The sequence below is a fragment of the Ramlibacter sp. AN1133 genome, assembly GCF_037890035.1.
Lineage (GTDB): Bacteria > Pseudomonadota > Gammaproteobacteria > Burkholderiales > Burkholderiaceae_C > Ramlibacter.
In genome coordinates this window covers 297,075-320,205 of the sequence record NZ_JBBKTQ010000004.1, presented here as the reverse complement: position 1 = coordinate 320,205, position 23,131 = coordinate 297,075, and the positions used below count along the sequence as shown (strand labels likewise).

The 23,131-nt window shown below is 68.8% G+C and carries 22 protein-coding genes and 2 riboswitches; of the genes, 10 read left to right on the top strand and 12 right to left on the bottom strand.

The features are described 5' to 3' along the window. Positions 1-26: 26 nt before the first annotated feature. Genes WG923_RS07745 through imuA form a run of 4 tightly spaced genes read right to left on the bottom strand, consistent with a single transcriptional unit; the run spans position 27 to position 5,949 of the window. On the bottom strand, positions 27-527 hold the full coding sequence (locus tag WG923_RS07745; RefSeq protein ID WP_340350369.1) for a DinB family protein: 501 nt from the start codon (positions 525-527) through the stop codon (positions 27-29). A gap of 54 nt (positions 528-581) precedes the next feature. Next, a complete protein-coding gene (locus WG923_RS07740; protein ID WP_340350368.1) occupies positions 582-3,776 on the bottom strand; it encodes an error-prone DNA polymerase in 3,195 nt (1,064 codons plus the stop codon). Between the two features lie 9 nt (positions 3,777-3,785). After that, positions 3,786-5,246: a Y-family DNA polymerase gene (locus WG923_RS07735; protein WP_340350367.1), complete on the bottom strand. Its 1,461-nt coding sequence runs from the start codon at positions 5,244-5,246 to the stop codon at positions 3,786-3,788. Continuing rightward, entirely contained in the window at positions 5,212-5,949 is a 738-nt protein-coding gene (gene imuA / locus WG923_RS07730) for a translesion DNA synthesis-associated protein ImuA (protein ID WP_340350366.1), read from the bottom strand. Before imuA ends, WG923_RS07735 begins: the two co-directional genes overlap by 35 nt. 143 nt (positions 5,950-6,092) lie before the next feature. Between imuA and WG923_RS07725 the strand changes: the two genes are divergently transcribed. After that, positions 6,093-7,946: an ABC transporter ATP-binding protein gene (locus WG923_RS07725; RefSeq protein ID WP_340350365.1), complete on the top strand. Its 1,854-nt coding sequence runs from the start codon at positions 6,093-6,095 to the stop codon at positions 7,944-7,946. After that, complete coding sequence (locus tag WG923_RS07720; protein ID WP_340350364.1) at positions 7,939-8,511, top strand: DNA-3-methyladenine glycosylase; 573 nt, start codon at positions 7,939-7,941, stop codon at positions 8,509-8,511. Before WG923_RS07725 ends, WG923_RS07720 begins: the two co-directional genes overlap by 8 nt. Positions 8,512-8,553: 42 nt before the next feature. Here the strand turns inward: WG923_RS07720 and WG923_RS07715 are convergent, their stop codons facing one another. From WG923_RS07715 to WG923_RS07700, 4 genes are all read right to left on the bottom strand, one after another. Next, entirely contained in the window at positions 8,554-9,180 is a 627-nt protein-coding gene (locus WG923_RS07715; RefSeq protein WP_340350363.1) for a hypothetical protein, read from the bottom strand. A 131-nt stretch (positions 9,181-9,311) separates the two neighbouring features. After that, the gene (locus WG923_RS07710) at positions 9,312-10,691 is read right to left on the bottom strand and encodes a CoA transferase (protein WP_340350362.1); all 1,380 of its coding nucleotides are present in this window, start codon (positions 10,689-10,691) and stop codon (positions 9,312-9,314) included. A gap of 2 nt (positions 10,692-10,693) precedes the next feature. Next, complete coding sequence (locus tag WG923_RS07705) at positions 10,694-11,335, bottom strand: CoA transferase subunit B (protein WP_340350361.1); 642 nt, start codon at positions 11,333-11,335, stop codon at positions 10,694-10,696. A gap of 13 nt (positions 11,336-11,348) precedes the next feature. After that, positions 11,349-12,050, bottom strand: coding sequence for a CoA transferase subunit A (locus tag WG923_RS07700; RefSeq protein WP_340350360.1), 702 nt, complete (start codon positions 12,048-12,050; stop codon positions 11,349-11,351). Between the two features lie 102 nt (positions 12,051-12,152). Between WG923_RS07700 and WG923_RS07695 the strand changes: the two genes are divergently transcribed. Continuing rightward, positions 12,153-12,701 (top strand): LuxR C-terminal-related transcriptional regulator, encoded by a 549-nt coding sequence (locus WG923_RS07695; protein WP_340350359.1) that lies wholly within the window; start codon positions 12,153-12,155, stop codon positions 12,699-12,701. An 11-nt stretch (positions 12,702-12,712) separates the two neighbouring features. Here WG923_RS07695 and WG923_RS07690 read toward each other — a convergent pair whose 3' ends face one another. Continuing rightward, positions 12,713-13,093: a carboxymuconolactone decarboxylase family protein gene (locus tag WG923_RS07690; protein ID WP_340350358.1), complete on the bottom strand. Its 381-nt coding sequence runs from the start codon at positions 13,091-13,093 to the stop codon at positions 12,713-12,715. A gap of 61 nt (positions 13,094-13,154) precedes the next feature. Next, positions 13,155-14,144: a hypothetical protein gene (locus WG923_RS07685; protein WP_340350357.1), complete on the bottom strand. Its 990-nt coding sequence runs from the start codon at positions 14,142-14,144 to the stop codon at positions 13,155-13,157. 172 nt (positions 14,145-14,316) lie between these two features. Here WG923_RS07685 and WG923_RS07680 point away from each other — a divergent pair, with 172 nt between their 5' ends. Next, entirely contained in the window at positions 14,317-14,892 is a 576-nt protein-coding gene (locus WG923_RS07680) for a peroxidase-related enzyme (RefSeq protein WP_340350356.1), read from the top strand. A gap of 133 nt (positions 14,893-15,025) precedes the next feature. On the opposite strand, the gene WG923_RS07675 is transcribed toward WG923_RS07680, so the two are convergent. Both WG923_RS07675 and WG923_RS07670 read right to left on the bottom strand, forming a co-directional pair. Further along, positions 15,026-15,445, bottom strand: coding sequence for an acyl-CoA thioesterase (locus WG923_RS07675; protein ID WP_340350355.1), 420 nt, complete (start codon positions 15,443-15,445; stop codon positions 15,026-15,028). A gap of 13 nt (positions 15,446-15,458) precedes the next feature. After that, positions 15,459-16,241: an SDR family oxidoreductase gene (locus tag WG923_RS07670; RefSeq protein ID WP_340350354.1), complete on the bottom strand. Its 783-nt coding sequence runs from the start codon at positions 16,239-16,241 to the stop codon at positions 15,459-15,461. 126 nt (positions 16,242-16,367) lie between these two features. Between WG923_RS07670 and WG923_RS07665 the strand changes: the two genes are divergently transcribed. The 6 genes from WG923_RS07665 (at position 16,368) to gcvH (ending at position 23,048) form a co-directional block, all read left to right on the top strand. Next, a complete protein-coding gene (locus WG923_RS07665; RefSeq protein WP_340350353.1) occupies positions 16,368-18,050 on the top strand; it encodes an electron transfer flavoprotein-ubiquinone oxidoreductase in 1,683 nt (560 codons plus the stop codon). Between the two features lie 128 nt (positions 18,051-18,178). Then, positions 18,179-19,150: a TRAP transporter substrate-binding protein gene (locus tag WG923_RS07660; protein WP_340350352.1), complete on the top strand. Its 972-nt coding sequence runs from the start codon at positions 18,179-18,181 to the stop codon at positions 19,148-19,150. 121 nt (positions 19,151-19,271) lie between these two features. Then, positions 19,272-19,766: a TRAP transporter small permease gene (locus WG923_RS07655; protein WP_340350351.1), complete on the top strand. Its 495-nt coding sequence runs from the start codon at positions 19,272-19,274 to the stop codon at positions 19,764-19,766. A gap of 79 nt (positions 19,767-19,845) precedes the next feature. Continuing rightward, entirely contained in the window at positions 19,846-21,123 is a 1,278-nt protein-coding gene (locus WG923_RS07650) for a TRAP transporter large permease (RefSeq protein WP_340350350.1), read from the top strand. A gap of 151 nt (positions 21,124-21,274) precedes the next feature. Further along, positions 21,275-21,360, top strand: a riboswitch (glycine riboswitch). A gap of 8 nt (positions 21,361-21,368) precedes the next feature. Continuing rightward, positions 21,369-21,477: riboswitch (glycine riboswitch) on the top strand. A 43-nt stretch (positions 21,478-21,520) separates the two neighbouring features. Further along, complete coding sequence (gcvT, locus tag WG923_RS07645; protein ID WP_445322906.1) at positions 21,521-22,651, top strand: glycine cleavage system aminomethyltransferase GcvT; 1,131 nt, start codon at positions 21,521-21,523, stop codon at positions 22,649-22,651. A 19-nt stretch (positions 22,652-22,670) separates the two neighbouring features. After that, positions 22,671-23,048, top strand: coding sequence for a glycine cleavage system protein GcvH (gcvH, locus tag WG923_RS07640; RefSeq protein WP_340350349.1), 378 nt, complete (start codon positions 22,671-22,673; stop codon positions 23,046-23,048). Positions 23,049-23,131: the final 83 nt, after the last annotated feature.

Below are 23,131 nucleotides of genomic sequence, written 5' to 3'. Positions count from 1 at the left end.
CCTTTCGCACGCGTGCGAAAGGCCCCTTACCCCGCTTGCCGCAGATACACCGGCAGGTCCATGCTCGGCGGCCTGGCCCCTGCCTGGAAGAACAGGTCGGCCACCCACCCGCGGTGATAGGTCTTGTGGTTGACGACGTGCAGCAGGATGTCGGCACGGCTCATGGCCCCCGGGCCGCCGTCGACGAAGCGGAACGCGACGACCTCGGCGTGCGCGTCTTCCGGCAGCGCGTCGGCGTAGGCCACGTACCACTGGTCCATGAGCGCCTGGGCCTGGCGCAGTTGGGCCAGCGGCGTGGGCTCCTTCGTGTTGAGTGCGGTGAAGCCATGCGGCCGCCCTTCCAGGTGCGCCTGCCAGATCTGGTCGACCACGTACGCGTGGTTCAGCGTGTGCACCATGTTGCCGAACAGCGTGGGGCGCGCGGCGGTCGCCACTCCCTCCGGCAGTTCGGAGACGGCCTGGAACAGCCTGGCATTGGCCCAGGCGCTGTAGCGCGTGAGCCTTCGGATCTGGGTGGCGGCACTCATGTCCGCATGCTACTTCGGGCCAGCTGCCGGCAGCGCCGTGGCGCCACGGATCGTTCAGTGGAAATTCCGCGCAGGGTCCCGGCCGCGGCCAAGACGACCCAGCAAGGGCGTGAGGTCCTCCAGCTGCTCCGCGATCAGGTGCTTGACCTGCCCGCCGCTGTCGACGTCGCGCTGCCACACGCCGCGCACGGCCATCAGCTTCGAGTGGAGCAGTGCATCGCGCTGCTGTTCGCGCACGTGCTTCCACACGATCACGTTGACCGGGCCGGTCTCGTCCTCGAGCGTGACGAAGATGGTGCCGTTGGCGGTCTGCGGCTGCTGGCGCACGGTGACGATGCCGCAGGCGGCGGCCTTGCGGTTGTGGGGTAGCTGGTCCAGTTCCTGCGCGGTCAGGAGCTTCATGCGCTTGAGGCGCGATCGCAGCAGGGCGACGGGATGGCGCCGCAGCGTGAAGCCCATCGCGCTGTAGTCGAAGAAGATCTCCTCGCCTTCCCTGGCCTCGGGCAGCAGCAGCGCCTGTTCGTTGATCGGCGCTCCGCGCAGCATGCCCGGCGCCTTGTGCTGCGCCGAGGCTTCCCAGACCTGCTGGCGGCGGTGGCCGGCGAGGGACTGCAGCGCGTCGGCGGCGGCGAGGGCGTTGAGGTCCTTGAGATCGAGCTGCGCGCGCAGGGCGAGGTCTTCGACGGTGGTGAAGGGGCGGTCGCAGCGGGCCTGGACGATGCGTTGGGCGCCGGCTTCGGTGAGGGAGCCGACCATCCTCAGGCCGAGTCGGACGCTGGGGCGCAACTGGGGCCGCAAATTGGGGTCAGATTCCAATTTCGTTCCGAAATTGGAATCTGACCCCAATTTGCTATCTGCCGCCAACGTGCAATCCCAGTCGGAGAACGAGACATCCGGCGGCAGCACCTTCACGCGATGCCGCTGCGCATCCTGGATCAACTGCGCGGGCGCATAGAAGCCCATGGGCTGCGAGTTGAGCATCGCGGCGAGGAAGGCCTCGGGCTCGTGGCATTTGAGCCAGCTGCTGTCGTACGCGAGCAGCGCGAAGCTGTAGGCATGGCTTTCGGGAAAGCCGTATTCGCCGAAGCCCAGGATCTGCTTGAAGATGGACTCGGCGAATTCCAGCCGGTAGCCGTTCTTCAGCATGCCCTGGATCAGGCGGTCCTGGAACTTGTGCACGCCGCCGCTGCGCTTCCACGCCGCCATGGAACGCCGCAACTGGTCGGCCTCGTCGGGCGAGAAGCCGGCGGCGATCATGGAGATCTGCATCACCTGCTCCTGGAAGATCGGGATGCCCAGCGTGCGCTCCAGCGCGGGCCGCAGCGCCTCTTTCTCGAAGAGGACCTCCCCGCCATTGCGCAGCCGCTCGCGCGCCTTCAGGTACGGATGGATCATGCCGCCCTGGATGGGGCCGGGCCGCACGATCGCGACCTCGATCACGAGGTCGTAGAACACCTGCGGCTTCAGGCGCGGCAGCATCGACATCTGCGCCCGGCTCTCGATCTGGAACACGCCCACCGTGTCGGAGCGGCAGATCATGTCGTAGGTGGCCTGGTCCTTGTCGGGGATGTCGGTGAGAGCGAACGGGCGGCCGCGGCGCTGGCCCACGAAATCGAGGCAGCGGCGGATGGCCGTGAGCATGCCCAGCGCCAGCACGTCCACCTTCAGCAGGCCCATCTCGTCGAGGTCGTCCTTGTCCCACTGGATCACGGAGCGATCGGGCATCGCCGCGTTTTCCACCGGCACCAGCCGCGTGAGCTTGCCCTGCGTGAGGACGAAGCCGCCCACGTGCTGCGAGAGATGGCGCGGAAATCCCATCAGCTCCTCGGAGAGCTCCATCCACAACGCCAGCGTCTTCTCCGCGACCTCGAGGCCCAGGTGCGCCGCCAGTTCGCCCAGCTTGCCGACGCGCAAGCCCCGCTCGTCGAACCAGAAGTGGTCCTTGGCGAAGGCGTCGACCAGCGCCTCCGGCACGGCGAGCGCCTTGCCCGCATCGCGGATCGCGCTGCGCGAGCGGTAGCTCGCGACCACGGCGGCGATGGCGGAGCGGTCGCGCCCGTACTTGCGGTAGATGTACTGGATCACCTCCTCGCGCCGCTCGTGCTCGAAGTCGACGTCGATGTCGGGCGGCTCCTTGCGCTCGCGGCTGATGAAGCGCTCGAACAGCAGGTCGGAGCGCGCGGGGTCGACGGCGGTGATGCCCAGGCAATAGCAGACGGCGGAATTGGCCGCCGAGCCGCGCCCCTGGCACAGGATGCGCTGCGAGCGCGCATAGCGCACGATGTCGTGCACCGTCAGGAAGTACATCTCGTAGGCGCAGTCGGAGATCAGGTCCAGCTCGCGCACGAGCTGCTTGCGCACGCGCCAGGGCACCCCTTGCGGATAGCGCTGGCCCGCACCCTCGATCGTGAAGCGGCGCAGGGCCTGGCGCGGCGTGAGCCCCGCGGGCACCGTCTCCAGCGGGTACTGGTACTTGATCTCCTCCAGGCTGAAGCTGCAGCGGTCCGCCACCGTGATCGTGTGTTCCAGCCATTCCGCGGGATAGAGCGTGGCCAGCCGCATGCGATGGCGCAGGTGGCGCTCGGCATTCGGCTGCAGCGCGAAACCGCATTCGGGCACGGGCTTGCCCACGCGCACGGCGGTCATCACGTCCTGCAGCGGCTTGCGCGAGCGCGCGTGCATGTGCACGTCGCCGGCGGCCACCACTTCGATGCCGGTGCGGTCGCTGGCCTGCTGCAAGGCCTGCTGCCAGAGTTCGTCGTCGCCATCGAGCAGCAGTTCGCCGGCGAGCCAGGCGCGCTCGCCGAAGATTCGGCAGGCCCATGCGATGCGTTCGCAAAGGTCTTCGAGCGGCAGGCCGTGTTCGGGCGCGAGCAGGATCTCGCAGTCCTGCAGCAGGGGGAAATCGCTGCGGTCCCGCGCGCAGACGTACTCGCCCTTGTCCGCCTGCATGCGCGCCGCGGTGATGAATTCGCACAGGTTGCCCCAGCCGCGCACGTTGCGGGCGAGCGCGACGAGACGGAATCCGTCGAGGGCGAATTCGGAACCCAGGATCAGCTTGAGCCCGAGCTTCTTCGCCTGCGCATGCGCGCGCACCACGCCCGCCACCGAGCATTCGTCGGTGATCGCCAGCGCCGTATAGCCCAGTTCCTGCGCGCGCTGCACCAATTCCTGCGGATGCGAAGCCCCGCGCTGGAAGCTGAAATTCGAGAGGCAATGCAGCTCGGCGTAGTCGGGCAGCCAGGACATGGTGGGCCTTCAGGCGTAGAGGCCATGCAGGAACCACTGCGCGCGGTCCTGGTCGGCCGCGAGCCGCTCGCGGAACACCCACAGCAGGCCCGCGGAGACGCTGCGGGCGATGAAGTAGTCGCGCAGCACGGGGGCGGGGGATTGCGGGTCCCACCAGGCGGCTTCGAGGCGGCGGGCGCGGGTGAGGAGCTGCAAGGGCCCCTGGTACAGGGGCTTGTCGCCCTTGACGTGCAGCTTCAGGGGCTCGCGGAGGATCCAGGGGGGAAGGAGCGCTTCGTGGATGGATGCGCTCTTCGTAGGCTGGTGGTGACCGGAGGGAACCCCAGCGGGGGGCACCGGAACATCGCTGGGGTTCGCCTTCGGGCTCACCGCCAGCCTACGAACCCCACCAACCGCCAGCCCGCGCGCCCCACCAACCGCCAGCCCGCGCACCCCACCAACCGCCAGCCCGCGCCCCCCACCAACCGCCAGCCCGCGCACCCCACCATCGCCGCGCGCGGGGACCGACTGCTGCATGCACTCCGGCCGATGGTCCTCCTGCGGCGCCAGCACGCTCACGTTCTGCTCCCCCAGGCGCACGCTCAATCGCTCCACCAGCTGGTGCAGCTTCTCCCCCGGCTTGTTGTCCTCCGGCAGCAGGCTCGTCGTGAGGCCGCCCCAAGGCACGGTTTCCAACGTGCGGAGGCGCAGCGCGTTGGCCGGCGCGGAGAGCGCGGTGCGCGCGAGCTGTTCGCCCGCCAGCCGCCGCAGGTGCCCGATCTCCTGCGTGGGCTGCGCGGTGCGCAATTCCAGCCGCTCGCTGGGCGGCAGCAGCCTGCCATCGAGCCGCCGCAGGTCCAGCGTCCATTCCAGTTCCAGCGCCAGCACGCCCAGGTTGCGGCCCTGCAGCCACGATTGCAGCCGCGACAGCAGGTGCTGCCCGGTGAAGAGAAGATCCTGCGTCGTGCTCGCGAGCGCCGGCAGTTCCAGCTTCTGGTCGAATTCCGGCGGCAAGGCGAGCCAGGCATAGCGCTCGGGCCGCTGCCCGTACGCGCTGTCCAGCGCCTGCAGCAGTTCCGCGCCGAAGCGCCGGCTCACCCCCGCGCGCGGCAAGGCGCGCAACTGGCCGAAGGTGGTGCAGCCGATGCGCTCCAGCGTCGCGAGGTGCGGCGCGGCTGCACTCAGGGTGGACAGCGGCAGGTCGTCGGGGACCTGCTCCGGCGCCTCCACCGCATTGCGCTTCATGCGCAGCAACGACAATGCCACGAGCGCGGTCGCCCCCGCCGCCCAGGCGTCGAAGCGCAGTTCGCAGCCTTCCTTCAGCAGCCTGCGCAGCAGGCGCTTGCGCCCGCCGAACAGGCGCTCGGACGCGCCCGCCTCCAGCAGGATCGCTTCGTCGACCGACGCCACCCGGGGAGTGAACTGCAAGGCTCGCCATCCCCAGGCGGTGCGGTCTTCATCCGGCGAGGGTTGCAGTGCGATCCAGTACATGCGATCCACTCCGTGGCGGCACGGCCGGTTCGGCGGTGCGCCGGGACTTGCGCGCGGCCAGCAGCGCCGCCAGCCGCGCGGGCTGCGCCTGCAGCGCCAGCGGCTGCAGCAGCGGCGGCCCGCGGCGCTTGAGGATGCTGACCTGCATCTCCTCGGCGCCTTGCACCATCAGGCGCAGCCGCGCCGGGCTCGACTGGTGGCGCGCCGGCATCGGGCGGAACACCACCAGCAGCTTTTCCGACGCCTGCGCGCACAGGTGCAGGCGCCGCAGGTCCTCGCTGCGAGCCTGCGGCAGCCACGCCAGCACGGCGCAGACGTCCGCGCAATGCAACGACTGTTCCGCGGCCCACAGGCGGGCCGCGGGCTTTTCGGCGTGCACGCACAACAGCCGCTCGGGAACGATGCCCAGCGCGCGCAGGGACGGGCCGAAAGGCTGGTAAGGTGCATTCACCAGCACGGCCGGCTCGCCGCGTGGCTGCATGGCCTGCGCCAGCGCCGGCCCCACGAGCTGCCAGACGTGCTGCTGCTGTTCCTGCTGCAGCACTTCCACCAGGCTTCCCAGGGGCCAGCCGCCGCCGGGCAGCTGCGCGTCGAGCGCGGCATGGCCGGTGGGCAGCGTGCGTTCCTGCGCCTGCGCGAGCTCGCGCCCCCGCCACACCTGGGGCGGAAGGACGAACTCGGGGCAAGGGGCGGCGGCGGTCATGGGAAGCTAAACTACTGGTTGTTTATACAGCTTTTTCGGCACGCCGGATACAAGACGATCGCCCCCCGTCGCTATCCGCCGGCCGATTCCGTACAAACTCCCCACTTCACCCACCACAGCGCATTCCCCGGGAGTTTCTGGCCTTGTTCCGGCTGTTCGAAAAACTGGTCCACCCCTATCCGGAGCAGGTTCCGCAGGATCTACCGAAGGGCTTCTTCGCCTTCCTCTGGGCCTGCACGGCCGGCTTGCGCCGCTACCTGCTCGCCTTCGCGCTGCTGGTGGCGGCCTTCAATGCGTACGAGGCCTGGCTGTTCTCCGTGCTGGGCCGCGTCGTGGAATGGCTCACCCACACCCAGCCGGGGCAGTTGTGGGAGCAGCAGCGCCACGCCATCTTCCTGTTCGCCTCCGTCCTGCTCGCGAGCACGTTCCTGCTGGCCGGCTACACCACGCTGAAGCACCAGGCGCTGTCGATCAACTTCCCGCTGCGGCTGCGCTGGAACTTCCACCGCATGATGCTGGGCCAGAGCATCGGCTTCTACTCCGACGAATTCGCCGGCCGCATCACGACCAAGGTGATGCAGACCGGCCTGGCGGTGCGCGAACTGCTGTTCACGTTCATCGAGATCGTGATCGGGCTCGGCGTGTACTTCGTGGCGATCCTGGGGCTGGTCGCGGGATTCGAGAAGCGGCTGATGCTGCCCTTCCTGGGCTGGATGACGCTGTACGGCATCTCCATCTGGTACTTCGTGCCGCGGCTGGGGCGCATCGGCAAGAAGCAGGCGGATGCGCGGGCGATGATGACCGGCCGCATCACCGATGCGTACACCAACATCTCCACCGTCAAGCTGTTCTCGCACACGCACCGCGAGGCCGGCTTCGCGCGCGAGGCCATGTCCGAGTTCCGGGCCACCGGCTACCGGCAGATGCGGCTGGTGAGCGGCCTGAACATCGTCAACCACGTGATCACGGTGTTCCTGCTCCTCGCGTCCTCGGGCTACGCCGTGTGGCTGTGGAATGCCGGGCAGGTCGGCCCCGGCGCGGTGGCTGCCGTCACGGCCATGGCCCTGCGCATCAGCGGCATGGGCACGACGATCATGTGGGAGATGGCGTCGCTGTTCGAGAACATCGGCACCATCCAGGACGGCATCGCCACCCTCACCCGGCCCAAGCTGGTGGTGGACCAGCCCGGCGCGCGGCCGCTGGCGATCACGCGCGGCGAGGTGCGCTTCGAGGGGGTGCGCTTCGGCTACGGCAAGCCGGAACCGATCATCGACGACTTCAACCTGGCGATCCGGCCGGGCGAGAAGGTGGGCCTGATCGGCCGCTCGGGCGCGGGCAAGTCCACGCTCGTGAACCTGCTGCTGCGCTTCTACGACGTGGAAGGCGGCCGCATCCTGATCGACGGCCAGGACATTTCGCAGGTCACGCAGGACAGCCTGCGCGCCGCCATCGGCATGGTGACGCAGGACACCTCGCTGCTGCACCGCTCCGTGCGCGACAACATCGTGTACGGCCGCCCCACCGCCACCGAGGAGGAGATGGTGCGGGCGGCGCAGCGCGCGCAGGCGGACGACTTCATCGCGCACCTGGGCGATCCGCACGGCCGCAAGGGCTACGACGCGCACGTCGGCGAGCGCGGCGTGAAGCTCTCCGGTGGCCAGCGCCAGCGCGTCGCGATCGCGCGGGTGATGCTCAAGGACGCGCCCATCCTGCTGCTGGACGAAGCGACCAGCGCGCTCGATTCCGAAGTGGAGTCCGCGATCCAGGCCAGCCTGGTCGACCTGATGCAGGGCAAGACGGTGATCGCCATCGCGCACCGGCTGTCGACCATCGCCGCGCTCGACCGGCTGGTGGTGATGGACCAGGGCCGCATCGTGGAGGAAGGCGACCACCGCAGCCTGCTCGCGCGCGGCGGCCTGTACGCGCGCCTGTGGCAGCACCAGAGCGGCGGCTTCCTCGGCGAGAGCACCGAGGAAGAGGAGTCGGAACATGCCTAAGCGGCTGAAGCCGGCGGACTTCCTGCGCGATGCGCCGGAGATGGCCCGCGTGCTGATCGGGGCCGTGCTGCTGGTGGACGGCGTGGGCGGCCGGATCGTCGAGACGGAGGCCTACGACCGGGAAGATCCCGCATCGCACAGCCACTCGGGGCCGACGCCGCGCAACCAGGCGATGTTCGGGCCGCCGGGGCGGGCGTACGTGTACCGCTCGTACGGGATCCACTGGTGCCTGAACTTCGTCTGCCGCGAGGAAGGGCACGGCGCGGGCGTGCTGATCCGCGCGATCGAGCCGCTGGCGGGGCTGGAGACGATGTGCGAAAGGCGGGGCTTGCACGAGCCGCGCCTGCTGTGCTCAGGACCGGGGCGCGTGGGGCAGGCGCTGGGCATCGTGCATGCGTTCAACGGCCACCGGCTGGACCAGCGGCCGTTCGAGGTGCATGCGGCGGACCGGGACTACGAGGTGGTCGTGGGGCCGAGGATCGGGATCTCGAAAGCCGCGGACGTGCCGTGGCGCTTCGGGCTGGCCGGCTCGAGGTTCCTGAGCCGGCCGTTCCCGAAGGGGTGAACCCGGGATTCCCGCCTGCGCGGGAAGGACGGGTGGAACCGTTTACCGCGGCGAGTAGACGCGCGTGCCGTTGGTCTCGATCACCGTGATCGGCGGATCGCGCATTTCCGTGATCACCACGCTGGGCTTGCCGCTCGTGCGCGCGCTGGCCGCGGACGCGCGGGCCGGGCCGGCGCCCAGGGCCGCCGTGTTGGGCGCCACGGGCGCCGCAGCGAAGGTGGTGGCCGGCAGCACGGTCACGCTTGCATGCATCGCACGATCGGCCGCAGCCGGCGGCACCAGCACGATGTCGCCCGCCACCTGCGTGTGCGGCAGTCCGGCGCGCTCGGCGGTCTGCCGGTCGGTGAACAGCGGCGCCGGCGAGGACGAGGACGGACGCTGCGTGCCGGTGCGTTCCAGCCGGATCGTGTTGGGCGGCACGTCGGTGCCCGAGGGACGCGGCAACTGCGCCAGCCCCACCGGACGGCAGTTGGCGGTCTGGTCGAAGACCATCTGCGAGCCGCGCGGGAAGCGCTGCGACAGCGCCTCGTGCAGCGGCAGGCTCATGTCGACGGGCGACTCCAAACCCTGGTAGACCACGCGGTTGCTGCCGTCGTAGACGGTGTAGCAGGCCATGGCATTGGCGCCGGCGAGAAGGAGGCCTCCCAGCAGTGCGAACTTGAATTTCATCTTTTCGGTCCTTTCGCCACGCAGACGCGGCTCGGGTTCAACTGCCGCGATGATGAGCACGATACCGCGCAAAGTCCGCAGGTCAAGCCAGTGAGAGCTTGTCAGCGCCCATCCCGCGGCCTTAGCGGACGTCACCAGCGGGGTGGAGAGTGGCCCGGCGGTTCGGAAGGACGCGGCCAACCCGCCGGCGTGCGGCCGAGATGGGCGCTGTGGCGCAGGCCACACAGCTGGCCGAAGCCGGAAGGCACGGTCTCCAGGTAGGGCTCCAGGGCGGGCGGCGTGACGGAGAAGCCGTCCGCCACCCGGCCGAGTTGCCGGATCCAGTGGCCGGTCTGTGCCAGCGAGAGCTGGACATGCCAGCTCCCGCCTTCGAGCTGCTGCCGCCGCAGCGCTACCGCGGCGCCGAATGCGATCAGGTAGCCGGTGGCCTCGTCGAGGATCTGCATCGGCAGCGGCCGCGGGCGCTGCGTGTCCCCGAAGGCCTCGGCTTCGGCCCGGTTGAAGCCCATGGCCGTCTGCACCAGCGAGTCGAAACCCCGGCGGTCCTGCCACGGCCCTTGCGTGCCGTAGGCGCTGAGAGACACGCAGACGATGCCCGGCCGCCGCGCGGCGAGCTGCCCGGGGCCGTAGCCCAGCGAAGCCAGTGCGCCGGGGCGGTAGCCCTGCAGGAAGACATGGGCGTCCTGCAGCAGCGTGTCCATGGTGGCGCGGTCGCCGGGCGTGCGCAGGTCCAGCAGCACCGAGCGCTTGCCGCGGCTCGTGTCGGCGATGGCTTCGATGTTGGGCAGGTGCGGCGCGTTGACCAGCATCACGTCGGCGCCGTAAGCCGCCAGGGCCCGGCCGCCGACCGGACCGGCCAGGATGCGCGTGAGGTCCAGCACGCGCACGCCTTCCAGCGGCCGCTGCGCCAGCGCGAGTGCCGGCAGCGCGCGCGGGGGCGCATCGCCGATGCGCGTGAGGTTGAAGAGGGGCTGCGCGGCGACCGCGCGGCCCTGCTCCGTGGCGTCCCATTGGTCGAAGGAGCGCAGCGCGGTCGCCACCAGGCCGGCGTCGGCGGCGGCCTGTTCGAAGGCCAGGGCCTCCCAGTGCGCCATGGCGTCTTCGGCGTCCTTGCGCTCGGCCGTCCCCGAATCCAGCCCGAGCAGGCGCAGCGCGCCGTCGCGATGGTGGCGGAAGTTCGCGTGCACCCGCACCCAGCCGTCACGTGCGCGGTAGAGGCCGGAGAACTTGTCCCAGAGCTGGGGCTCGCGGCCGTCGAGGCTGAACCAGCCGAGGCATTCGGCCGCCGCATGCCGCGCATCGACCGCCACGCGCTGGCGCGGGGTGCCGCGCACGTGGGCGAGCTCGCAGGCGGCGAGCGCCGCCGCAGCGATGGTCGATTGCGCCGCCGTCGCGACGGCGAAGGAGGAGGGAAAGACGGGATCGCCGCCGGAGAGCTCGGCGCCGGCCAGCGCTTCCTCGGGCAGCTGCGCGAGCCGCCAGAGATCGGCCAGGGCCCGCGCGCCGTCCACGGTCAGCGAATCAGCTTGACGCCCGTCTTGGACTGCACGAAATCGAAGCTCACTTCGGGCGCGAGCTCCGCCACCTTCAGGCCCTGCGGCGTGACGTCCAGCACCGCGAGGTCGGTGATGATGCGGTCCACCACGGCCTTGCCGGTCAGGGGCAGCGTGCACTCGGGCAGGATCTTCAGGTCCTCGGTGCCGTCCTTCTTCTTGGCCACGTGCTCCATCAGCACGATCACGCGCGGCACGCCGGCCACGAGGTCCATCGCGCCGCCCATGCCCTTGACCATCTTGCCGGGGATCATCCAGTTGGCCAGGTCGCCCTTCTCGCTCACCTGCAGCGCGCCCAGGATGGAGAGGTTGATCTTGCCGCCGCGGATCATCGCGAAGCTGTCGTGGCTGCCGAAGATCGACGAGCCCTTGATGGTGGTGACGGTCTGCTTGCCGGCGTTGATCAGGTCGGCGTCGACTTCGTCCTCGTACGGGAAGGGGCCGATGCCCAGCATGCCGTTCTCGCTTTGCAGCCAGACTTCCATGTTGTCCGGCACGAAGTTCGCCACCAGCGTCGGGATGCCGATCCCGAGGTTGACGTAGAAGCCGTCCTGCAGTTCTTTCGCGGCCCGCGCGGCCATCTGATCCTGGTTCCAGGGCATGTTGCTTCTCTCCTTATTTCCGGTCGCGCAGCGTGCGCTTCTCGATGCGCTTCTCGGGCGTGGGGTTGTGCACGATGCGGTGCACGTAGATGCCCGGCAGGTGCACGTCGTCCGGCGCGATCTCGCCGGTGGCGACGATGCGCTCGACTTCGACGATGCAGATCCTGCCGGCCATCGCGGCGGCCGGATTGAAGTTGCGCGCCGTCAGGTTGAAGCGCAGGTTGCCGGAGCGGTCGGCCACGTCGGCCTTGACCAGCGACACATCGGGGCGCAGCGAGCGCTCCATGACGTAGGTCTCGCCGTCGAATTCGCGCAGCTCCTTGCCTTCGGCCACGATGGTGCCCACGCCCGTCTTGGTGAAGAAGGCCGGGATGCCGGCGCCGCCGGCGCGCAGCTTCTCGGCCAGCGTGCCCTGCGGGGTGAATTCCAGTTCGAGTTCGCCGGCCAGGTACTGGCGCTCGAACTCCTTGTTCTCGCCGACGTACGACGAGATCATCTTCCTGATCTGCCGCGTCTGCAGCAGCTTGCCGAGGCCGAAGTCGTCGACGCCCGCGTTGTTGGAGATGGCGGTCAGGTCCTTGACGCCGCTCTCCTTGACCGCCTCGATCAGCGCTTCGGGGATGCCGCACAGGCCGAAGCCGCCGACGGCGATGAGCTGGCCGCTCTTGATCACGCCTTCGATCGCCGCTGCCGCACTGGGATAGATCTTGTTCACGCTCCGCTCTCCTGCTGGTCGCCGCGTGCCCGCGGAGGGCGGGCCGGCGGGAAGTACGATACTACTTATGACGCTACGTAGTACTCCCTAGAGAATAGCCCCATGGACGTCGATTACCGGCTCGCCTTCGAGCTCGCGCCCGTGGGCCTGTGCGTGTCGCGCAACCGCGCCATCGTGGATTGCAACGTCGCATTGTGCGAGATGTTCGGCTGGTCGCGCGAATTGCTCAAGGGCCAGTCCTTCCTGGTGCTGTACCCGAGCGCCGACGAGTACGAGCGCCTGGGCGCGCGCATGGCGCCCATCCTCAACGCCAAGGGCCACTACGCCGACGATCGCATCATGAAGCGCGCCAGCGGCGAGGTGTTCTGGTGCCACGTGACCGGCCGGGCGCTGAACCGCGAAGCGCCGCACGAGGCCGGCATCTGGGCCTTCGAGGACCTCAGTTCGCAGCGGCCGGTGAAGGCCGAACTGACGGCGCGCGAACGCGAGGTGGCCGCGCGGCTGCTGGAAGGGCTGACGTCGAAGGAGATCGGCAAGACGCTCGCCATCAGCCATCGGACGGTGGAGATCTACCGCGCGCGCCTGATGCGCAAGTACCGGGCGAATACGACGGCGGACCTGGTGCACAAGTTGATGGCGGGGGCGACGTGATTGCCCAGCGCTCACTTCGCGTCGATCACCTCCGCCGCCGTCCGCAGCGCATCGATCGCCGCCGGGAACCCGCAATACACGCTCGCGTGCAGGAAGATCTCCTGCAGCTCCTCGCGCGTCACGCCGTTGTTCAGCGCCCCCCGCACATGCGCCTTCAGTTCGTGCGGCCGGTTCAGCGCCACCAGCATCGAGACGGTGACGATGCTGCGGGTCTTCAGGTCCAGCCCCGGGCGCTGCCAGGTGTTGCCCCACGCATGCTTGGTCACGAGTTCCTGCATGGGGTCCGTGAAGGACGTGGCGCGGTTCAGCGCGTTGTCCACGTACTCGTTGCCGAGCACCTTGCGGCGGGTGGCCAGGCCGGCCTGGGTTTCGGGATCCTGGGACAAGGGCATGGGACCTCCACGATGACGAAAGCCGCGAGCATACGCCCGCGGGTTTCGATGGAGGACCCGGTCAGAACTCGTCGAGCAGCTGGGTGCGCCGCTGCGCGTACCAGCGCAGCAGGCAGGCCTTGTCCTGGCAGGCCGCATCGCGCTGCGCCAGCGCCTGGCTGTCGCGCCGGTGCAGGCCGTCGGGATCGCGCGTGACGCTGCTGGCCTGCGCGTGCAACCGCTGGATGTCGCGTTCGAGCTGCGAGAGCTCGGGGTCGGAGGAGATCAGGCGCGAAGCCGGTCCGGTGCGGGCCTCCTCCGCGGAACGGGGGGCCGCGCCCAGCACGCGCGTGTCGGGATCGCTGCGCAGCTCCGCGCGGGCCTGCTGCAGCGTGACCGGGTCGCGCAGCGACGCCAGTCGCTGCTCCGCCAGCCGCGTCTTCGAGGCCTCGCGACCGAGCGCCGCGGAGTAGGTGATCGCGCTTTCGGACAGCAGCGTCGAAGCGCGCTGCAGCAGGCTGTCGCGCGCACCGCCCGGCGGCTGCGCGGCGGCCAGGGCAGCGTACTGCTGCGCCATCTGCGACTTCAGGTCGGCCACGGCGACGGACTGGCTGCCGGAGGCTTTCTCGGCCACGTGGCAGGCGGCCAGCAGCGCCACTTCCGCGTCGCGCAGGCGGCCCTTCTGCGCCGATTCGCGCGCGACGGCGACATACGCCGAGGGGTCCACGTGCGCGCCCGAGGCCAGGGCCGCTTCCAGCGCGAAGCGGCCGTCGCCGCTTCCTTGCGCGGCGGCCAGCGCCTGGGCCGGACAGGTCTCGGCCAGCGAGACGGATTGCACCTGGCCCATGGCGGGCGCCTGCGGGCCCGGCGCGGCGGGCGCGGCAGGCACCAGAGCGGGTGCGATCCGCGGGGCGGTGTCGACCTCGGGCGGCAGGGTCGCGGGCCGGACGGCGGCGGCAGGCGTCACCGGCTGCTCGTCGCGCGTGAACGCTCCGAACCAGGCCGCCAGCAGGAAAGCCCCGACGAGCGAGCCGCCGACGAGGGTCGCGGGGCTGAGGAAGACTCTGGACATGCCCCAACATATACGCCCCCGTGCGGGCGCGCAGTGTCGGATCACATCCTGCGGCAGGCGTCACATTCAGCGACGCCAGCGCAGAGCCTGCTGGCCTGCCTCAGCCGTGGCCCAGCCTCGGGCGCTGCCTCAGCCGCTGCAGTACCCTACAGGACTCGAGAGAGGAGATGCCATGACCCGCTACCCGATGCCCGAACTGAAGGACCTGCCCGAGGACATGCGCCAGCGCATCCTGGAGGTGCAGGAAAAGAGCGGCTTCGTGCCGAACGTGTTCCTGGCGCTGGCGCGCCGGCCCGCCGAGTGGCGCGCCTTCTTCGCCTATCACGATGCGCTCATGCTCAAGGAGACCGGCTCGCTCACCAAGGGCGAGCGCGAGATGATCGTGACGACGACCAGCGCGGAGAACCAGTGCCTCTATTGCGTGGTCGCGCACGGCGCGATCCTGCGCATCTACGAGAAGAAGCCGCTGGTGGCCGACCAGGTGGCGGTGAATTACCGCAAGGCCGACATCACGCCGCGCCAGCGCGCGATGCTCGATTTCGCGATGAAGGTGTGCCTGCGCGCGCACGAGATCGACGAGGCCGACTTCCAGGCGCTGTACCCGCACGGCTTCGACGACGAGGACATCTGGGACATCGCCGCGATCACGGCCTTCTTCGGGCTGTCGAACCGGATGGCGAGCTTCTCGAACATGCAGCCGAATCCGGAGTTCTACCTGCTGGGGCGCATTCCGCGCGAGAAGAAGTGACTTGGTCCCTCCCCCTCCGGGGGAGGGTTGGGGTGGGGGCGCTCCCGGGCGCTTCGGCAGCTGCAGTGGCCGAATCGGCTGCAGGGAGCGCCCCCACCCTGCCCTCCCCCGGAGGGGGAGGGAAAAACCAGGTTCAAGCGATCAGCTCGCGGAACCAGCCGGGCATCGGCACCGACTTCTGCTTCGGGAAGTCCACCCACACCGTCGTCGCCCCGCCGGCCGCATACACCGTGCCCGGGTCGTCGTCGCGCTCGATCGTGGCCCAGCTCTCGAAGCTGCTGCGGCCCGGGTCGCTCGCGTACATCTTCACCGTGATGTCGCCGGGGTACTCGAGCTGCTTGTAGAAATTGCAGAACGCATTGACGATCAGCGGCCCCTCTCCGTTCGGGTTGACGTTGCAGCCGATCGCCTGGAACCAGTCGATGCGCGCGACCTCCAGGTAGCGGAAGTAAAGCGTGTTGTTCACGTGGCCCATCGCGTCCATGTCGCCCCAGCGGATCGGCATGCGCATGGCGTGGACCAGCTTCTTTTGTTCCGGCAGCTCCAGTTTCATCCGCGCGCTTTCCTCAGAGGCCGAAGCCGTCGTCCGCCGCGATCACGGCGCCGTTGACGAAATGGCTTTCGTTGGAGGCCAGCATCACCAGCAGCGCGTCCAGGTCCTCCGGCTTGCCCACGCGCTTGCGCGGCAGCATCTGGATCAGCTTCTGCCCCTGCTCGCCGGACCAGTGGTGGTGGTTGATCTCGGTGTCGATGTAGCCCGGGCACAGCGCGTTGACGTTGATGCCGAAGCGGCCCCACTCCAGCGCGAAGGCCTTGGTCATCTGGATCACCGCCGCCTTGCTCATGGCATAGACGCCGATCTGCGGCAGCGGCCGGATGCCCGCCATCGACGCGATGTTGATGATGCGCCCGCCCGTGTAGGTGCCCGGCGCCGAGCCCTTGGCGCGCGCCAGCATGCGCTTGCCCACTTCCTGCGCGACGAAGAAGGCACCCTTGACGTTGGTGTCGAAGACGTAGTCGAAGTCCTCCTCGCCCACCTCCTGGATGCGCTGCGTGGTGCTGACGCCGGAGTTGTTCACCAGGATGTCGATCGAGCCGACTTCGGTCTCGGCGTGGGCCACCGCGGCGCGGATGCTCTCGAGGCTGGTGACGTCGAGGCCGACGACGTGCGCGTCGCCGCCCTCGCCCTCGATCTGCGCCCGCAGGTCCTTGAGTTTCTCCAGCCGGCGCGCGGCCAGCACCACGGCCGCGCCGGAGCGCGCCAGCACGCGCGCGAACTGCGCGCCCAGTCCGCTGGACGCGCCGGTCACCAGGGCGACCCGCCCTGACAGGTCGAGGCTGTAGGCCACGTGGAACTCCTCTTCTCTCTGCGATGCGAACGGTCGTTCGGGGCCGCCGTTCACGGGGAATAGAATCGGCGGTGGAGCGCGGCGCAAGACACGCGCGGTTTGCGGACCATTATCAACGACACTCCGATGACCCAAGAAGAGATCCTGGCCCAGTTCGGCCCGCGCGAAGCGATGGAATACGACGTGGTCGTGGTGGGCGGGGGGCCCGCCGGCCTCTCCACCGCGATCCACCTCAAGCAGCTCGCCGCACAGGAGGGCAAGGAGGTCTCCGTCGTGGTGCTGGAGAAGGGCTCCGAGCCCGGCGCCCACATCCTCTCCGGCGCGGTGGTCGACCCGATCGCCCTCGACGAGCTGATCCCCGACTGGAAGGCCAGGGGCGCGCCCCTGAACCAGCCGGTGACGGAAGACGTGTTCCTGATGCTCGGCGAGCGCGGCGCCACGCGCATCCCGAACTTCCTGCTGCCGCCCAACTTCGTCAGCCACGGCTGCTACATCGTGAGCCTGGCCAACGTCACGCGCTGGCTCGCGCAGCAGGCCGAAGGCCTGGGCGTGGAGATCTTCCCCGGCTTCGCCGCCGCCGAAGTGCTCTACGACGAGAACGGCGCGGTGAAGGGCGTGGCCACCGGAAACATGGGCATCGGCAAGGATGGCGAGCCGACCGAGAACTTCCAGCTCGGGATGGAGCTGCACGCCAAGTACACGATCTTCGCGGAAGGCGCGCGCGGGCACCTGGGCAAGCAGCTGATCGGCCGCTACAGGCTCGATGCCGACCGCGACCCGCAGACCTACAGCATCGGCATCAAGGAGCTGTGGGAGATCGATCCCTCGCGCCACACACCGGGCCTCACGCTGCACAGCTCGGGCTGGCCGCTCGACGAGATGACCTACGGCGGCACCTTCATGTACCACATGGAGAACAACCTGGTGGCGACCGGCTTCGTGGTCGGCCTGGACTACCAGAACCCGTACCTGTCGCCGTTCGAGGAATTCCAGCGCTGGAAGACGCACCCCAACATCCGCTGGTACTTCGAAGGTCCGACCGGCGCCAAGCGCCTGGCCTACGGCGCGCGCGCGCTCACGGTGGGCGGCATCCTCTCGCTGCCGAAACTCGTGTTCCCCGGCGGCGCGATGGTGGGCGACGACGCGGGCTTCCTCAACGCCTCGCGCATCAAGGGCACCCATGCGGCGATCAAGTCCGGCATGCTGGCCGCGCGCGCCGCGTTCGACGCGGTGACCGGCGGTCGCCAGCGCGACGAGCTGACGGCCTACCCCGAAGCCTTCGAGCAGTCGTGGCTCTACAAGGAACTGAACAAGGCGCGCAACTTCAAGCAGTGGTTCAAGAAGGGCCGCACGGTCGCCACGCTGATGACGGGCGTGGAGCAGTTCCTGCTGCGCGGCACGATCCCCTGGACCATCCACCGCGAGAAGCCGGACCACGTGTACCTCAAGCCGGCGGCCGACTGCAAGCCGATCGTCTACCCCAAGCCGGACGGCAAGCTGACCTTCGACCGGCTCTCCTCGGTGTTCATCGCCAACGTCAACCACGAGGAGAACCAGCCCTCGCACCTGACGCTGAAGGACCCGTCCGTGCCGGTGAACGTGAACCTCGCGAAGTTCGCCGGGCCCGAGGCCCGCTACTGCCCCGCCGGCGTGTACGAGTTCGTCGCCACCGACGGCGGCGGCGAGCGGCTGCAGATCAACGCGGCCAACTGCGTGCACTGCAAGACCTGCGACATCAAGGACCCGACGCAGAACATCGTGTGGGTGACGCCGGAAGGCGGCGGCGGGCCCAACTACACCAACATGTGATCGATTCACGCAGTGTCGCCGGCTCCTGACTGGAGCTGACGACTTGCGTCCGGAGAAGTCCCGTGGCGGGCCCCTGCCCGACTGCGGCATGATCGCCGGGTTTGTCCGAACGTTCCCCAGGAGACCTCATGAAGTACACCAAGCTCTTCGCCGTCCTCGCCGCCGGCCTGCTGGCCAGCTCGCTGGCCGCCGCGCAGACCACGATGAAGATCAGCATTTCCACCGCCCAGAATTCGCACCAGGGCATCGCGATCGACACCTTCGCCAAGGAAGTGGAAAAGCGCACCGCCGGCCGCTACAAGATCCAGACCTTCTACAACGGCGCCCTCGGCGGCGAGCGCGAGTCGATCGAGGCCGTGCAGCTGGGCACGCAGGAACTCGCCTTCTCCTCCACCGGCCCGGTGCCGAACTTCGTGCCCGAGACCAAGATCCTCGACGTGCCCTTCCTGTTCCGCGACAAGGCGCATGCGCGCGCGGTGCTCGATGGCCCCATCGGCCAGGAGCTGCTGACCAAGTTCGACGCCAAGGGCTTCAAGGCGCTGGCCTGGGCGGAGAACGGCTTCCGCCACATGACCAACAGCAAGCGCGACGTGAAGGAGCCCGGGGACCTCAAGGGCCTGAAGATGCGCACCATGGAGAACCCGGTGCACATCGCCGCCTACAAGGGCTTCGGCATCATCACCACGCCCATGGCCTTCCCCGAAGTGTTCACCGCCCTGCAGCAGGGCACCGTGGACGGCCAGGAGAACCCGCTGTCGGTGATCATCTCCGCCAAGTTCGACCAGGTGCAGAAGCACCTGACGCTGACCGGCCACGTCTACTCGCCGGCTCTCTTCGTGATGAACAAGGCGGTCTTCGAGAAGCTCTCGGCCGCCGACAAGCAGGCCTTCATCGAGGCCGCCAAGGAAGGCACCAAGGCCAACCGCGCGCGCGTGGACGAGGACGACGCCAAGGGCGTGGCCGACCTGCGCGCCAAGGGCATGACGGTGATCGACAACGTCGACAAGGCGAAGTTCGTGCAGGCGCTGGCGCCGGTGAACGCCGAATTCGAGAAGCAGTTCGGCAAGGCGAACCTGGAACGCATCCGCAATTTCAAGTAAGGTGCGTCGGCGCGCTGGCGCGCCTTCGCCTGTCATCCCCGCGCCTCGCGCCAGCCCCGCGCAGGCGGGGATCCGGAAGGCCCGCATCAGCGGGCCTTTGCACGACGACCAAGAGCCTCCCGTGAAAGAAACCTTCCTGCGCATCGAGCACTTCACCAGCGGCCTGGCCATGGCGGGTGCCTGCGCCATGCTGGTGGTGGCCAGCGTGCTGGGCATGTTCCAGATCGTCACCCGCTTCATCCTGGAGCAGCCGGCCGAGTGGAGCGAGATCCTGATCCGCCTGTCGCTGATCTGGATGGTGTTCCTCGGCATCCCCGCGGCCTTCCGCCACGGCGCGATGGTGAGCGTGGATGTCCTCTACCGCTCCGTTCCTCCCAGGGCTCGGCGCGCGCTCGACTGGGCGGTGGCCATCGCCGCGCTGATCCTGATCGCGGTGATCCTCTGGTGGGGCTGGGACTACGCCGTGCGCGGCAAGGTGCAGTCGATGGCGGGCCTGGAATCGATCTCGATGTTCTGGGGCTACCTCGCGCTGCCCGTGGGAGCGGTGTTCTGCATCTTCGGGATCATCGGCAACCTGCTGGATCCGAAGCGCGAGGAACTGGAGACCGCGCAATGAGCGCCGCACGGCCGCCCGAAGGCGCGAAGGCCCCCTCGGGGGGCAGCGTTGACATGCAGTGCAGCGCGTGGGGGCTCACATGACCACCGCGATGCTCGCCACGATGGTGCTGTGCTTCGCGCTCAGCGTCTCGGTCGCCGTCTCCATCGGCCTGTCCGCCATCCTCGGCATCCAGGTGACGAATGCCAACATGCTCATCTCCGTCAAGGAGATGTTCAACTCGATCAACAAGTTTCCGCTCGCGGCCATCCCGTTCTTCATCCTCGCGGGCAACCTGATGGAAACCGGCGGCATCTCGCGCCGCCTGGTGGAATTCGCCAAGAGCATCGTGGGCGGCATCCAGGGCGGCCTGCCCATGACCTGCGTGCTCACCTGCATGATCTTCGCCGCGGTGTCGGGCTCCTCGGTGGCGACCACCTTCGCCATCGGCGCGATCCTGATCCCGGCCCTGCTGAAGCACGGCTATCCCCGGAGCTACGCCGCCGCCCTGCAGGCCACCAGCGCGGAACTGGGAGTGATCATCCCGCCCTCGATCCCCATGATCCTGTACGGCGTGAGCGCCGAAGTCTCCATCGGCGAGATGTTCATCGCCGGCTTCGGCCCGGGCCTCCTGATCGGCGGCGCGCTGATGTTCTTCGCCTGGGCGTACTGCAAGTACAAGGGCTGGGGCAAGAACGACGGCGACGGCCGCCTGCCCTTCGGCGCCGCGCTCAAGCAGGCCGGCTGGGCGCTGCTGATGCCGGTGATCATCCTGGGCGGCATCTACGGCGGTGTCTTCACGCCGACGGAAGCGTCCGCGGTGGCCGTGTTCTACGCGCTGGTCGTCGGCATGGTGGTGTACCGCGAGATCGACGTGCGCCAGCTCTATGCGATCCTGCGCAAGTCGGTGATGTCGTCGGCGGTGATCATGTTCATCATCGCCAACGCGGGCCTGTTCGCGTTCCTGATCACGCGCGCCGGCGTGCCGGAGGCCATCGGCCTGTGGCTGCAGGACGTGCTCAAGAGCCCGCAGATGTTCCTGCTGGGGGTGAACGCGGCGCTGTTCGTGATCGGCATGTTCATCGAGACCAGCGCGTCGATCATCGTGCTGGCACCGATCCTGGCGCCGGTGGCGATGCACTTCGGCATCGACCCGGTGCACTTCGGGCTGATCATGGTGGTGAACCTGGCGCTGGGCATGATCACCCCGCCCTTCGGCGTGAACCTGTTCGCGGCCTGCACCGTCGCCAAGATCTCCCTGGACCGCATCGTCACGCAGCTGATCCCCTTCGTGCTGGTGGTGCTGGCGTGCCTGCTGGTGATCACGTACGTGCCGGGGCTGTCGCTGGGGCTGCGGGATCTCGTGTACGCGAAATAAGTCAAAACCGAACAGCCGGACGCAGAGGACGCGAAGGGTACGCAGAGGACGCAAAGAAATCAAAGAGAAGACTTCGAAGTATTCTTTGCGTCCTCTGCGTACCCTCTGCGTCCTCTGCGTCCGGAAGTCCGGCTTCTTCTCTCGGCTAGAATCCCCCACGTCAGGAGAGAGCTTCGCAACGTCGCGGAGCCGCCGAAGGCGCTGCAACGCTCAGGTACCCAGGACTGACAAACGCCCGACGAGGGCGTCACCTTGCTGGAGAGAGGCGGCCACCGCGAGGTAGCCACCCACCGAAGGAGCAACCCCGGCCGATGCCGGGCGAATCTCTCAGGTAAAGCGGACAGCACGGGCCCGCCCATCGTGAAGTACGATGGTCCCCAAGCCTGTTGGAGTCCGCGTGTCCGCCCCTGAAGAAGAGCTACAGAAGACACCCCTGCATGCCCTGCACCTCGAGCTCGGTGCACGCATGGTCCCCTTTGCCGGCTACGCGATGCCGGTCCAGTACCCCGCCGGCCTGATGGCCGAGCACCACCACACGCGCGCCAGCGCGGGCCTCTTCGACGTCTCGCACATGGGCCAGCTGCGGCTGGTCGGCCCCGACGCCGCGGCCGCCTTCGAGACGCTGGTGCCGGTCGACGTGATCGACCTCGCCCCCGGCAAGCAGCGCTACGGCCTGCTGCTCACCGACGAAGGCACGATCATCGACGACCTGATGTTCGTCAACCGCGGCGGCGAGCTGTTCGTGATCGTCAACGGCGCCTGCAAGCACGGCGACCTCGCCCACATCCACGAACGCATCGCCTCGCGCTGCCAGGTCGTGCCGATGTTCGACCGCGGCCTGCTCGCGCTGCAGGGCCCCAAGGCCGTCGATGCGCTGCGGCGCGTGCTGCCCGGGGTGGAGAAGCTGGTGTTCATGACCGGCGCCGGCTTCGCATGGCAGGGCGCGGACCTGTTCGCCACGCGCAGCGGCTACACCGGCGAGGACGGCTTCGAGATCTCCGTGCCGGCCGACCGCGCCGAAGCGTTCGCGCGCGAACTGCTCGCCCAGCCCGAAGTGAAACCGGTCGGCCTCGGCGCGCGCAACTCGCTGCGGCTGGAGGCCGGCCTGTGCCTCTACGGCAGCGACATCGACACCACCACCACGCCGGTCGAAGCGGCCCTGCAGTGGGCGATCCAGAAGGTGCGGCGCACCGGCGGCGCGCGCGCCGGCGGCTTCCCCGGCGCGCAGCGCGTGCTGGCGCAGCTCGATGGCCGCGAGGCGATCGCCCGCAAGCGCGTGGGCCTCGTCGCGCTGCAGCGCATCCCGGTGCGCGAACACGTCGAACTGCAGGATCCGCACGGCCAGCGCGTGGGCGAGGTCACCAGCGGCCTGCTCGGCCCCTCCATCGACCAGCCGATCGCGATGGGCTACGTGCCACCCCGGCTTGCCGCCGCGGGCACCCGGTTGCAGGCCGTCGTCCGCGGCAAGCCGGTGCCCATGGAAACCACTGCCATGCCCTTCGTCCCCAACCGTTACCACCGCGGCTGAAGCCGCCAGGAGAAGAAACATGACCGTCAAGTACACGCCCGAGCACGAATGGATCCAGCTCGAGGACCACGAGTACGCCGTGGTCGGCATCACGCTGCATGCGCAGGACGCGCTGGGCGACGTCGTGTTCGTGGACCTGCCGGAAGTGGGCCGCAGCTACGTCAGGGGCGAGCAGGCCGGCGTGGTCGAATCCGTGAAGGCGGCGGCGGACGTGTACATGCCGATCGCCGGCGAGGTCTCCGAGGTGAACGAGGAGCTGCGCAACGACCCCTCGCTCGCGAACAAGGACCCGATGGGCAACGGCTGGTTCTTCAAGATCCTGATCAAGGACATGGCGGAATTCGACGCGCTCATGGACGAACCCGAGTACGCCAAGTTCGTCAAGGCCAACACCTGAGGCGCGCTGCACGCGCATGACCTCGCGCCCGCGGCGCGTCGATGACGGCGCTGCGCGCCAGGACCGCGTCGTTCCGTCATCGA

What these genes read in the sequence shown, in the direction of transcription:
- imuA (WP_340350366.1), bottom strand. Translation starts at nt 5,949, where the DNA reads ATGACCGCCGCCGCCCCTTGCCCCGAGTTCGTCCTTCCGCCCCAGGTG.
- WG923_RS07745 (WP_340350369.1), bottom strand. Translation starts at nt 527, where the DNA reads ATGAGTGCCGCCACCCAGATCCGAAGGCTCACGCGCTACAGCGCCTGG.
- WG923_RS07705 (WP_340350361.1), bottom strand. Translation starts at nt 11,335, where the DNA reads ATGCCCTGGAACCAGGATCAGATGGCCGCGCGGGCCGCGAAAGAACTG.
- WG923_RS07665 (WP_340350353.1), top strand. Translation starts at nt 16,368, where the DNA reads ATGACCCAAGAAGAGATCCTGGCCCAGTTCGGCCCGCGCGAAGCGATG.
- WG923_RS07715 (WP_340350363.1), bottom strand. Translation starts at nt 9,180, where the DNA reads ATGAAATTCAAGTTCGCACTGCTGGGAGGCCTCCTTCTCGCCGGCGCC.
- WG923_RS07695 (WP_340350359.1), top strand. Translation starts at nt 12,153, where the DNA reads ATGGACGTCGATTACCGGCTCGCCTTCGAGCTCGCGCCCGTGGGCCTG.
- gcvH (WP_340350349.1), top strand. Translation starts at nt 22,671, where the DNA reads ATGACCGTCAAGTACACGCCCGAGCACGAATGGATCCAGCTCGAGGAC.
- WG923_RS07680 (WP_340350356.1), top strand. Translation starts at nt 14,317, where the DNA reads ATGACCCGCTACCCGATGCCCGAACTGAAGGACCTGCCCGAGGACATG.
- WG923_RS07660 (WP_340350352.1), top strand. Translation starts at nt 18,179, where the DNA reads ATGAAGTACACCAAGCTCTTCGCCGTCCTCGCCGCCGGCCTGCTGGCC.
- WG923_RS07675 (WP_340350355.1), bottom strand. Translation starts at nt 15,445, where the DNA reads ATGAAACTGGAGCTGCCGGAACAAAAGAAGCTGGTCCACGCCATGCGC.
- WG923_RS07690 (WP_340350358.1), bottom strand. Translation starts at nt 13,093, where the DNA reads ATGCCCTTGTCCCAGGATCCCGAAACCCAGGCCGGCCTGGCCACCCGC.
- WG923_RS07650 (WP_340350350.1), top strand. Translation starts at nt 19,846, where the DNA reads ATGACCACCGCGATGCTCGCCACGATGGTGCTGTGCTTCGCGCTCAGC.
- WG923_RS07685 (WP_340350357.1), bottom strand. Translation starts at nt 14,144, where the DNA reads ATGTCCAGAGTCTTCCTCAGCCCCGCGACCCTCGTCGGCGGCTCGCTC.
- WG923_RS07735 (WP_340350367.1), bottom strand. Translation starts at nt 5,246, where the DNA reads ATGTACTGGATCGCACTGCAACCCTCGCCGGATGAAGACCGCACCGCC.
- WG923_RS07740 (WP_340350368.1), bottom strand. Translation starts at nt 3,776, where the DNA reads ATGTCCTGGCTGCCCGACTACGCCGAGCTGCATTGCCTCTCGAATTTC.
- WG923_RS07720 (WP_340350364.1), top strand. Translation starts at nt 7,939, where the DNA reads ATGCCTAAGCGGCTGAAGCCGGCGGACTTCCTGCGCGATGCGCCGGAG.